We start from the raw sequence: 12,955 nt of genomic DNA, 5'->3' as shown, positions 1-12,955 counted from the left end.
AAAAAAACCGATGTAAAAAATGCATCGGTTTTTATGATTAAAAATAAGGTGTTATTATTCCTGAGTGTATTGTGCATCCCATTCGTTACCATCATCTCCTTTATGTCCGTCTAGTTTAATAACGAAACTTTTTGTAGGGAAATAAGGTGTCATACGGATATCAAGCCATACTCTGTCTTTGTTTACTCTATCCTGTTCGAAACGAACGATCTTGAATTTCTCGATCAATTTGTCTGGTCCTTTGATATTGTCAAGGAAAGTAACAATTTGTCTTCTCAAATCGTCTTCGTTCTTAGCATTCCAGTTTTCGAAGGCTCTTCTGTTCAGGAAGTCTAGCAATACTTTAGTTACATAGTCGAATACACGAACTACAGAATAGGTCTGAAGACCGATGTTGTCTCCTGTAAATAATGTCTTTGCAGAGAAAGCCATAATTTTACCATATTCGTTAACCATTGGTACAAGACCCATTTTTTCCAACTGAGAAATTTCACTTTTCTTCAATTCGAATTTTACAGCGTCTACTTCGTTGATGTTACCATGTTTTTTACCTGCTGCTACCTGAGACATCAGTGTTTTATGGATTTTTCCTGCTAATGAAGTGGAAGGTGGAAGTTCTACGTTTTCTTCTTCTCCTACTTCTTCTGCTTTTCCACGTCCTACTAGCCAGTTACACGTCATGATCACGTTACTTCTGTGAAGTTCCCCACCTGTAAGGTTTGCAGAATGGAATAAATCTACAACGTCATCCGGCTTATCAAGGTTCGCAAAGTCTGTAACCATCATTACTTTGTTCTCGTTACAGATTTTAGCCCACTTTTCAATAACTTTATTAGATCCTAAGTATCCGGGGATAGCAAGGAGTGAGTAGTTATCTCTAAGGTCTAAGCGGTCATAATAATTTTTGAATTCTTCAGAGATGGCATCAATGAATAAAGGATTGTCAAGGTCTGAAACCTGATCAAGGCTTGCATTAACAATACTTACGTTATCCACTTTATCCAATTCTGTATTTTTATAGAATTGAGCGACTGTTCTATAGTTGGTTTCCAACAGACGAACTGCATCCAGTGTACTTTTTAAGTTTTTCTTTAAATTCTGATCAGCCAGTTGTGCTTTGGTTTTGCACGTATCAGCCATTTTATCAGCAGATTCACTACCTTCAAGAAGGCTTACCCAAAGATTGATCTTCTGAAGAAGTTCTTTTCTTTCTCCTGCCTTATTGTTATCATTTAGGAAGATTTCTTTCCTTGCTTTTCTTGTTGGGTTCATATTGGCGATCCCGTCCACAACGGATTCAACAAAGCCAAAACCTCCCATTTTATTGAGCTCTGCAAGCGGGTTGCCTTTCGGCTGCCCTGAGTGCTGCTGCTGTTGTCCCTGCTGCTGGCTTTCCTGCGCCTGTAATTTGCTATCCATGATTTAATGTAAGTCTTTAATTATTTTTCAAGTTCTTGTGCTACATCTTTCAATACTTCGATGAACGCAGCTCTTGTCTGGTCGTTCTCCAGCATATTGCGAAGAATTTTATTGGTTTTTAACTGACGTACAATTTTGTTGTACTGCTCCTGCTCCATGCTCAGTTGCTGAAGATAATCAGATTTCTGAGTAAGGCTTTTAGGAGTAAAGTCTCCAAGATTCTGAAAACGGAATTCTTCGTCAACCACTCCTCCATCTTCTGTTTCGTGTTGTACTGCCACAGAAGGCTGAAAGTGTTTGAACACGTCTTCCACAGTTTTTAATCCTGTTACAATTTCAGGGGTATAAGATTCGTCTGTTGTAAGCTGGCTTACTATCAGTGATTTATTTTCCTGTATTTCCTGAATAGCTTCATTAGCGTCTACTTTTACCTCGTTTCCGCCAACACCATAATTAAACATTGCCATATTATTATTATTTTGAGATTTACTATTTTGGTTTGGATCTGTCTTTGAGCAATTTACAGATTAATCAAATAAATTACTAATCCAAAGTTTAAATTTAAAAAAAAACTGTAACATACAAAATTTTGTCAAGATTTTTCTTAAACTATTTAAATTTATCTATATTTATTTAACATAAAATCACCATCTTACGATGTCACTAAGCTATGAAAAAATAAATAAAAACAAACACAGAGTGATAAAATAAAATCCTGATGCATTTTGCATTTATAAAAGAGAACAAATATGTGTTAAATAAGAATTCCTGTGAGGTGAAGAAAAATATTCTTTATATTTAGATAAAGTAAACAGAATGATGAAAGATGTAAAGATCGCATTTAGAAAACCCATATATCCTGTTTCTGAAGGATTGCAGCAGTATTTGGAAAAGCATAACAGAACAACCAAGATCCAGTTTTTATATGAAGACCTGCTAAGATTCAGTGACAGTGTGAATATTCTGGATAAAGAAGGCAAGGACACTTTATGGCTTGGTGTACTGTATTCTGAATATGAGTTTAAAGAAATAGAAGCTAATTTAAATAAGATTTACACCCTCCTTCATTCTGATGGAGATGAAGCTACTCTCCCTTATCTGAAAGTGGATACCATTGACTTCTGTACTTTCGGAAATTCTAAACCTTTCCGGATCCGGGTGAGAAATATCCTGAACGATAATTATACTAACTTTTATATTAAACAGGCTGATGCCTCCCGCATCTATGGACTGGAGCTTGAAGACCTGCTTTCTCCTAACCGGATTAATTTTCTGATCTACAAAAACACCTTAATTGAAGAACATATCTTAGGAATTCCCGGGGATGTATTTATTCAGAAACATATATCTAATTGCACAGAGCTGGAAAAAGCACAGATTTCCAAGGAATTTGTAAAATTCAATGAACGCTGTCTCATTGGGCTTCTTGGTGATATGCGTTCTTATAATTATGTGATTATTCCTATCCATGATTTTGACCAGGTTATTTACAGAATCCGCCCGATTGATTTTGACCAGCAATGCTATGAAGGAAATTTGAAAGTTTATCTTCCCCAGTATTTCAAAGAAAATTATCCGATGGTTACCATGGTACTGGAAAAGCTGAAGCCTAACTCTATAGAACAGTATCGTAAAGAGGTACGTTCACAGATTGTAAAAAGAGTAACGAGCAGCCAAAGCAGATTCAGTGAACTGATTTCTATTATGAAAACCGAAAATATTGCACCGGAAGCTAATGTTACTGAGTTAAAAACAGCTTTACAAAAACTCACCTATGATGTCAACTTCAAGTATTGTAAGACCATGGGAGACATTATAGAAACCGGAATAAAGTTTGTGATCCGGAATTATAAGAAAGCATTTTAAAAAGAGAATCCGTCCCACATTGCATTGAGACGGATTCTTTCTTTTCTAACAATTTTTCGGTACTCTTACCAAATTTTTATTCTGTCCTCAGGAGTTTTATACATTTTATCTCCCGATTTGATATCAAATGCTTTGATAAATGAATCCTGATTCACCAGTGGCCCGAAAGCTCTGTACATTCCCGGAGAGTGCGGGTCTGTTTTTACCTGATTGATCATATATTCGTTGGTTGCTTTTGTTCTCCAAACGGTAGCCCAGCTCATAAAGAATCTCTGATCCTGAGTAAACCCACTGATCTTCCCTGGGTTTCCTTTGTCTTTAAGATACATCTGAAGGGCATCGTAAGCTACTGCTACTCCTCCTAAGTCTCCAATATTTTCTCCACTTGTGAATTTACCGTTCACGAAACTTCCTTTTACCGGTTCGTAGCTACTATACTGAGCAGCCAGCTGAGCCACTTTTGCATCAAAGTTCTTGCGGTCGGTATCCGTCCACCAGTTGTTAAGATTTCCATCACCATCGAAGCGGGAACCACTGTCATCAAAACCGTGAGAGATCTCGTGACCGATTACAGCTCCAATTCCACCGAAGTTTACGGCTGCATCTGCCTTAGGATTGTAGAAAGGAGGCTGAAGGATTGCTGCCGGGAATACAATTTCGTTGTTTGAACCGCTATAGTAAGCATTTACTGTTTGAGGAGACATTCCCCATTCTGTTTTGTCAACCGGTTTTCCTACTTTATCTAAATTTCTTTGGTATTGCCAAGCCGATACATTTTGCAGGTTAGCATATAATGATCCTCCCTGTTTTGGAGATTCTACTTTCAGTTGGCTATAGTCTTTCCATTTATCAGGGTAGGCGATTTTTACTGTAAACTTGGATAGTTTTTCCTGAGCTTTTACTTTTGTTTCAGGAGACATCCAATCGATATTCGCAATATGGGTTTTAAATGATTTTAAAAGGTAATCAATATAGGTTTCCATCTGCTGTTTTGCTTCAGGAGTAAAGTATTTCTCTACGTATAATTTTCCGAATGCCTCACCAAGAACTCCATTCACAAGTGTTAACCCTCTTTTGTTCATAGGACGCTGTTCTTTTTGCCCCTGTAAATCTTTTGCATAGAAATCAAATCTGATCTGCTCAAGGTTTTCATCAAGATTACTGGCATTACCGTTAATCAGGTGATATTTCAGGTAGTCTTTTAATAGAGGCAGGTTTTTCTGTGTGATGAACTGGTCCATGTTCTGGTAATATTTCAGTTCACCGATGATTACCCTGTCTGTATTTACCCCTGCATCTTTAAGATATTTTGCAAGATCAACATTTTTCACAACCCCTGATAACTCAGAAACGTTTTTAGGATTGTATCTTAGGTTGGCATCTCTGTTCTGCTCCAATGTCAATAAATAATTGGCCAGCTGTTTTTCAAAATCCACCACATTCTGTGCAGCCTGAGTAGAATTTTTATATCCTAAAACCCCAAACAGTTTTCCAACGTAAGCCTGATATTGTCCTAATGTTTTAGTGTTGGCATCATTTACTTTCTGATAATAATCTCTTCCTAAACCAAGATCCGGACCTCCAAGATAGACAGCATTCATTTTGGAGTTTTTCATATCTGCTCCGGCTCTCCATCCGTAAAAGGAGTTATCTCCGATTTTTGTAGCTTCTAAAAGGTATTTCTGAAGATCATTAAGATTTTTAAGAGCATCAATTTTTGCCAGATCAGCTTTGATAGGATTTAATCCATCTGCATTTCTTTTAGCAGTATCCATAAAGGAAGCATAAAGACTCTGGATCTTTTGGCCTTCAGAACCTGCAGAATAATTTTCTGTAAGGATTTTGTTTAAAATATCCAATGAAGAATCATCTACATTTTCTCTCAAAGCATTGAAAGACCCCCAATTGGCTTTATCTGAAGGAATCTGAGTGGTTTTCACCCAATTTCCGTTCACATAGCTAAAAAAGTCATCCTGCGGACGGATACCTGTATCCATATAAGATAAATTGATCCCCTCCTCCTTTACTTCTTCCTTTACCGGCGTTGCAACTGTTGCTGTAGCCTCTGTTTTTGTATCAGTTCCTGCAGTTTTTGCAGCACCACATGAATTTAGCAATACTATACCGGAAAAGGCAAGTATACCAATATTTAGCTTTTTCATTGAAGATTATTTTTGATTTTACACAAACTTATCAAATATACGAACTTTGAGGATAAGTGATGAAGGATAATAAATAATTGATGAAAATAGTGAAAAAATATGGGTTTAAAGTTCAAAGCTTGAGAGGTTCATTGTTTAAATTTTTCGGAATGATGGCTTAAAATTAGATTTCAGTTGGGGTAAGAGTTTTGTGGGGCCTGTAAACTACCCCGTCAAAAATCCTCTGAATTTTCACCTCCCTCAGGAGGAGGGGAATGATGAAGACCACCACTTATTAACTGAAGCTAAGATAGTTCCTCACCTCATCCTATTTCTATTATCTCTATATCTCCCTAAAAAACAAAAACCGCTCATTGCTGAGCGGCTTATATTTTTACCAGATTTTAATTCTGTCTTCCGGAGCTTTATATAATTTGTCTCCTTTTTTCACATCGAATGCTTTGTAGAATGAATCAACATTGATTAACGGACCAAAGCTTCTGAAGTAACCCGGCGAGTGCGGATCTGTCTTCACCTGGTTGATCATGTATTTTTCACTTGATAAAGTTCTCCAAACGGTTGCCCAGCTTAGGAAGAATCTCTGATCCTGAGTAAATCCACTGATGGTTCCTGGATTTCCTTTATCTTTTAAGTACATCTGAAGAGCGTCATAAGCAATATTCACTCCTCCTAAGTCAGCGATATTCTCACCGTTTGTGAAAGTACCGTTTACAAATGTTCCTTTTACAGGCTCATATTTGTCATATTGAGAAGCAAGAGCTTTTGTAGCTTTTTCAAAGTTTGCTTTATCTTCCGGAGTCCACCAGTCTACCAGGTTCCCCTCTGCATCAAACTGTGCTCCAGAATCATCAAATCCGTGGCTCATTTCGTGACCAATAACAGCTCCGATTCCACCGAAGTTTACTGCTGCATCAGCCTTAGGGTTGAAGAATGGCGGCTGAAGAATTGCTGCTGGGAATACGATTTCGTTATATACCGGGTTATAGTAAGCATTTACAGTTTGTGGAGTCATTCCCCATTCTGTTTTATCAACAGATTTACCAATTTTGGCTAATTCTCTGTTGTATTGCCATTCACCAATATTCTGAAGGTTTTTATACAATGTACCTCCTTTTGATTCAGGTGTAATTTCTAATTTTGAATAATCCTTCCATTTATCAGGATAAGCTACTTTTACAGTGAATTTATTTAACTTCTGTAGTGCTTTTTCCTTAGTTGTAGAAGACATCCATGCTAAGTTATTGATGTGAACTACAAAACTTTTCTTTAAGTAGTCGATCAATTCAACCATTTGAGCTTTAGCTTCTGCAGGGAAATATTTCTCAACATATAATTTACCGAAAGCTTCTCCGATGTTTCTGTTGATTAATTCAAAACCTCTCTTGTTCAGTGCTCTTTGTTCCTGCTGACCTCTTAAGTATTTCCCAAAGAAATTAAATTTCATATCACCCAGCTTTTCGCTTAGGTAAGAAGCACTTCCATTGATCATGTGGAATTTCAGGTAATCCTTAATTACCGGAAGATTCTCAGCATTTACTAATTTATCAAAGTTTTTATAATACCCCAGTTCTCCGATGATCACTTTATCTGTGTTTACTCCCACTTTTTTAAGGTAAGCCGGAAGATCTACTCCTTTTACCAAAGCTGAAAGTTCAGTCATTGTCTGAGGATTATACTGAAGGGTATTGTCACGGCTCTGCTCGTTTGTCAGATAAGTTTTTGCAATACTTTTTTCATAATCAACAATACTTTTTGCTGCTGCATCTGCATTTTTATATCCTAATTCTTTCAGCATTGAAGCTACATATTTCTGATACTCAGCAATAGCTTCCGTATTCTTTTCATTTACTTTCTGGTAGTAGTCTCTTCCTAATCCAAGAGAAGCTTCTCCTAAGTAAACAGCATTCATATTAGAATTCTTTAAATCAGCATATACTCCCCATCCGTAGAAATTATTTTCTCCTTCTTTTGTTACAGATGCTAAATATCCCTGAAGATCAGCCATATTTTTGATGGCATCAATTTTACTCAGGTGCTCCTGAATAGGCTTGATTCCGTCAGCATTTCTCTTCTCCATATTCATGTAAGAAGCATATAAATCCTGAATTTTTTTCCCCTCACTTCCATCTGCAAACTTATCTTTCAAAAGAGAGTTCAGAATTGTCATGGAATTGTTATCCGTATCCTCACCCAATTTATTAAAACTTCCCCAAGTTGGTTTATCAGCCGGAATTTTAGCTGTTTTCATCCACGTTCCGCTCACATAATTATAAAAATCATCCTGTGGACGTACTGAAGTATCCATTAAGCTAAGGTCCAAACCTTTATCTGTATTATTCATTGCTACTTTAGTAGCTTTAGCTTGTGCGCTCATCGTATTTTGAGAGCAGATCCCTGCTATTAGAAACAAAGAAAGCGTTAGTTTTTTCATTATGATAACAATTTATACAATATGTATGATTTATTTCTTATTTGTTACTTTTTTGTGAAACAAATTTAAACAAATCCTATTAGAGTATGATAAGGATTTATAAATTGGATAGGCTTGAAGCTAGATGATGGAAGATGGAGGGTATGAAAGTCATAAAGAATGACTACTCTATCTCCTTTCTCCTTTTTTAAATAGTTTATCAGAACTTTCAGTAATAATACGACTAAAAGTAACTTCTAACCTCCAGCTTCCAGACCTTATCCTTTTAAGATGTTGCTATCTCTTTTACATTCCCTGTGCGTTTCAGAAAGCCCCAGGACTGTATTTCACCTTTCAATGCTTTTCTTAAACTTTTAAACAGTACAATATACATCAGCCATCTATACCCAAATCTTTGCGGAATAATATAGAACAGATTCGTTAATTTTTCCTGTTGCATAATAAATGCTACCAAAGCCAGAGAAGCATCTACCAGAAGAAAAATCAAATAATAACTAAATATTTTATCTCCGTTTCCAGACAGGATTCCAAAGAACATAATAAGGTCTGCCAAGGGTGAGAAAAACGGAATAATATACTGGAACAATAAGATATTCGGCATGGCCCAAAGTCCTAATCCTTTATATTGAGGATTAAGGAAAGTCTGTCTCTGTTTCCAGAACATCTGCATGATTCCATATGTCCAGCGGAAACGTTGTTTCAGGAACTGTCTTACGGTTTCCGGAGCTTCTGTTACGGCAACCGCTCTGTTTTCATTGGCCACTGTATATCCGGCTTTTAAAATTTTTACTGTAATATCACAGTCTTCAGCCAGTGTATCGGAAGAATACCCTCCTGCTTCAAGAATTACGGATCTTTTAAACGCCCCGATAGCTCCAGGAATTACAGTAATGGCATTGATATTGGCATACGCCAGCCTGTCAAAATTCTGGCTGGTTGTATATTCAATTGCCTGCCATTTGGTAAGCCAGTTTACAGTGTTTCCTACTTTTACATTTCCAGCCACTGCAGCAATTTTTTCATCTGAACCCGCATTCAGGAATCTTGCAATCAGATACTTTACCGCATCCTGCTGGAGTTTGGTATCTGCATCTATACACACTACATATTCAGCATCTGTCTGTGAAATCCCGAAGTTTAAAGCGGTTGCTTTTCCTCCATTTGTTTTTGTAAATATTTCTAACTTCGGATGATCCGGAAAAGCGTCTCTGGCCTTTTCATAAGTTGAATCTTTGCTTCCATCATCTACCATAATGATGTTAAAATTCGGATATGTCTGTTTTAGCAGGTTATTCAGGGAAGAAACAATATTCACTTCTTCATTATAGGCAGGTACTATAATAGAAACCTTAGGATAGAATTCAAGGGTTGGAAAATCACCCAGCTCTTTTTCTTTTTTTCTTTCTTTAAAAGCCCAGTACGCCATCAACAGTAATCTTATTAACCCCAGTACAATGAAAATGGTAAATAAGGCAACCAAAAAATGGCTTATTCCATAAATTACAGTGGCCAGCACCAGATTAAGCTGCATGATATAGTAAGACTTTGTCTTAGGAACTTCAGGCATCAGTTCAGCTTTACTCTTATGCAGAAGATTGGTAAGATTGGTAAAGTGATAGCCCTGTTTCTGAAGGGTTGGGATTAAAATTTTCAAAGCCTTCACGGTTTCTTCTCTGGTATCGCCACCAGCGTCATGAAGTAATATGATATTCCCTCTCTCCTTCTTGATTCCTGCCATTACCCGTTTTACAATTTCATCTGCTTTTATTCCCGGCTGCCAGTCTTCCGGATCTATATTTTCTCCGATATCCAGATAATTTTGCTGTCTTGCCAATGCCACCGGAATAATCTCTTCTGAAGTGGTAGGCTCAGAGTCGGCATTATAAGGAGCACGGAAAAGGATTGTACTGTGTCCTGTCACACATTCTATAAGAAGTCTGGTGAGTTTCAGTTCCAGCAAAGCTCTTTCCGGGCTTACCTTAGCTACGTTTTCATGGGTAAAGGTGTGGTTTCCTATTTCATGACCTTCCCGATAGATTCTTTTAACGAGCGGAAGATTTTTTTCTGCATTTAACCCTACTAAAAAGAAGGCAGCCGGAACGTGATATTTTGACATAACATCAAGGACCTGAGGTGTATATGTCTCATCGGGACCGTCATCAAATGTTAATACCAATTCTTTCTGCGGAGCGCTCCCATATTTTTTTACTTCATAGGAACTTGGATACGTAACATAGTTTTCATCGGTAATAATTTTTTCCTTCGGATCTATTTCCAGAGCAATTTTTCCATCATGGGGTGTATTCAGAACATCCAATACTTCTCCATCTCCAATGTAATCCACCATGGTCTGCCCTTTTACATTTTCAAGTGTTTTCAGATTCAGTCTGGAAAGCCCTGCAAACGTAAGGTCTTTATCATAAAAATTCCAGACTCTGCTGTCCTCACTTCCCAGTCTCCAAAGTGCAGTTCCTGCCAATGGATATTCGGAGGCAAAACGCATGGTATTAAAAATAGATGCAGCATCATTGAAAAATACAGTATGGGTATTATTTTTAGAATCTGTATAGGAATAATTCAGATTAAAAGTATTGTCATTAAAATCAATAACCGCTTTACTGGCACTGGCCTTGGTAATGGCCTGCATATAGGTAACCGAAGTATTGTCATCCTTATTGGAGCTCCAGTCATATCCATATGCTCCCAAACCAAGGATAATCTTATGAGGAGAGGTTTGCTTAACGATCTTTCCTGCCCGAGATTCAATCCATTTCTGCGAAGAAACAGGGCCTGCATCGCTGCCTGCTGAGTATTCATCATAAGCCATCAGTACAAAGTAATCCACATAAGGATCTAATCGCGGAATGTTGTAGTCATCATTATCCGTCATAATATCCATAGTCACCAGCAATTGATTCTGTCTGAATGTTGCTGAAAGTTCTTTCATAAAAGCAATCAGGTTTTCATCAGAATTCAGGTTCATATCTTCAAAGTCGATATTGATCCCTTTGAAATGATATTTTAGGCACTGTTGGGTAAGCTTCTGAATAAGAGCCATTCTTTTTCCGGGATCATTCAATACTTTCCCCAACCCTTCAGAACGGAACTCCTGATTAGAATTATTACTCAGGATCGGCATGGCTGCCACGCCTGTTCTTTTGATTATTTTGTATCCTTCCGGGTCAACATTGGTTTTCAGGTCTCCTGTTTTGGGATCAAGGAAAAACCATTCAGGAAAAACCAGATTGATGTGTCTGATATTTCGTTTCAGAGACATCAGAGACTGAGGATCCCAAGCCACATAAAATGCAGAACGGATCCCTCCGGGAAACTGAGCCCAGTTTCTGTTTTGATTTTTATATCTTTCTGCTCTTGCCTTTTCAATCTTGGCAAGGTTGGTATGAATTGTTTTTTCAGAAATAAAGCTTCGGAAACCTTTGTATTCTTTAGAAATTTTATTCTCCTGAAGATAGGGCTTATTGGCTGTAATAACTGCTTTATAATCCTCTTTAAAAGGAATTTTCGGACTTTTATCAAGTCTCATCATCAGTCCTAAAGCCAAAAGAAGAAGAGCCGCAATAAAAATAAAGATACGGCTGCCCCATTGTACACTTTTCCAGCGTTTTTTGCTGTTAGTCTGAAAAATCTGTTTGGAATTTTCCACAATTTTTAAATTTTAATGAAGGATTTTCAAAAAGTGTGAAAAAGTACCTGAAAATTCATTAAAAAAAAATTAAAAAAGGGGTATTCCGTTTACTGATTTATCAAAAGCCCTACAAGATCCTGAATTACCTTTTGGGAAACAAAATTCATAAAGTCTGTTCTTTCCAGATGAGGCATATATAATTTTGATGTTACTTCCTGATCCTTGACCCGGATAGTATAGAAAACCGTCCCTATATCTTTGCCATCCTCTCCTTTTCCGGGGCCCGCCACTCCGGTTGTGGAAAGGGAAATATCGGTTTCAAATAAATCCTGACAACCTTTAGCCATTTCCTGAGCTACCTGCTCACTGACTACAGTAAACTGATCTACCGTTTCTCCGGAAACATTTAAAATTTTTATTTTTTTCTCTGTGGCATAGGCTACCATTCCACCTAAAAAGTATCTTGAACTTCCGCCAACTGAAGTAATCATTTTCGCCAATTCTCCTCCGGTACAGCTTTCCGCTGTGGAAATGGTCAGTTTTCTTTCGGTAAGCATTTCTGCCAGGATATTTTCGATTTTATCTTCAGATATAGCAATCACATTGTCCTTAATGAGCGGAAGCAATTTTTGAATTTCGTCTTCTGTCTGTTGTTGTAAAGCTTCTTCATTATCTCCTGATGCCGTTAATCTCAGTTTTACCCTGGTTCCCACCGGAAGATAAGACAGTGAAATATTTTCAGGAAGAGCTAATTCCCAGTCTTCAATAGTATCTGCAAGAATACTTTCCGGAATTCCTACCACGGAAACAATCCTGGAATGGATATAATTAAGATTAAATTTCTCCTGTAAATACGGAATAATCTGATCTTTAATTAACGGTTTTACTTCATAGGGAACTCCAGGCAAGCTGTAACTCAATTTCCCGTTCAGTTCCATCATCATGCATGGTGCTGTACCAAAATGGTTTTGAAAAACAATCGATTTTGTAGGAACGAAAGCCTGTTCTCTATTTCGTTCCAGAATATCTGCACGCCCCCGTCTTTCCATGTATCCTTTAAGGTGATTAAAGGTTACCTCATCCAATGCAATCTCATCATTGAAAAACTCGGCCAGTGCTTTTTTGGTTTTATCGTCCCTTGTTGGGCCCAGTCCGCCTGTGGTAATAATCAGATCTCCCAGTTCAAACGCTGCACTTAATGTATCTTTAATGGTTTCAATCTCGTCTGAAATTGTAAAGATCTGTACAACCTTTATTCCGATATTCTTCAGTTCAGAGGCAATAAAATTGGAATTGGTATCTACCGTATTTCCGGAAAGGATTTCATCACCAATAGTGATCAGGACTGCTTTTTCCATATATCAGATTCTTGAAAAAAATTCTCCTGCAAATGACGGAAAAATATGCGGCTGTAGCAATATAAATTGATTT

At 37.4% G+C, this 12,955-nt stretch carries 7 protein-coding genes; 1 reads left to right on the top strand and 6 read right to left on the bottom strand.

Features of this window, described 5'->3' with window-relative positions; translation table 11 throughout:
* Positions 1-54: 54 nt before the first annotated feature.
* Positions 55-1,419 carry a DUF5458 family protein gene (locus DRF65_RS22820; protein WP_115973031.1) on the bottom strand — a complete coding sequence of 455 codons (1,365 nt, stop codon included), beginning with the start codon at positions 1,417-1,419 and terminating at the stop codon, positions 55-57.
* A 20-nt stretch (positions 1,420-1,439) separates the two neighbouring features.
* Positions 1,440-1,886 carry a type VI secretion system contractile sheath small subunit gene (locus DRF65_RS22815; RefSeq protein WP_164464392.1) on the bottom strand — a complete coding sequence of 149 codons (447 nt, stop codon included), beginning with the start codon at positions 1,884-1,886 and terminating at the stop codon, positions 1,440-1,442.
* Between the two features lie 352 nt (positions 1,887-2,238).
* Here DRF65_RS22815 and DRF65_RS22810 point away from each other — a divergent pair, with 352 nt between their 5' ends.
* Positions 2,239-3,285, top strand: a complete 1,047-nt coding sequence (locus DRF65_RS22810) for a hypothetical protein (protein WP_115973089.1) — start codon at positions 2,239-2,241, stop codon at positions 3,283-3,285.
* Positions 3,286-3,350: 65 nt separating this feature from the next.
* Here DRF65_RS22810 and DRF65_RS22805 read toward each other — a convergent pair whose 3' ends face one another.
* From DRF65_RS22805 to DRF65_RS22790, 4 genes are all read right to left on the bottom strand, one after another.
* Positions 3,351-5,447 (bottom strand): M13 family metallopeptidase, encoded by a 2,097-nt coding sequence (locus DRF65_RS22805; RefSeq protein WP_115973030.1) that lies wholly within the window; start codon positions 5,445-5,447, stop codon positions 3,351-3,353.
* 373 nt (positions 5,448-5,820) lie between these two features.
* On the bottom strand, positions 5,821-7,878 hold the full coding sequence (locus DRF65_RS22800; RefSeq protein WP_115973029.1) for a M13 family metallopeptidase: 2,058 nt from the start codon (positions 7,876-7,878) through the stop codon (positions 5,821-5,823).
* Between the two features lie 265 nt (positions 7,879-8,143).
* Entirely contained in the window at positions 8,144-11,542 is a 3,399-nt protein-coding gene (locus DRF65_RS22795) for a polysaccharide deacetylase family protein (protein WP_115973028.1), read from the bottom strand.
* An 89-nt stretch (positions 11,543-11,631) separates the two neighbouring features.
* Complete coding sequence (locus DRF65_RS22790; RefSeq protein ID WP_115973027.1) at positions 11,632-12,882, bottom strand: CinA family nicotinamide mononucleotide deamidase-related protein; 1,251 nt, start codon at positions 12,880-12,882, stop codon at positions 11,632-11,634.
* Positions 12,883-12,955 lie beyond the last annotated feature (73 nt).

This window comes from Chryseobacterium pennae, assembly GCF_003385515.1.
In the GTDB taxonomy this organism is placed as follows: domain Bacteria; phylum Bacteroidota; class Bacteroidia; order Flavobacteriales; family Weeksellaceae; genus Chryseobacterium; species Chryseobacterium pennae.
Note: the sequence above shows the minus strand (reverse complement) of the source record. Positions and strands in the feature narration are given on the sequence as shown.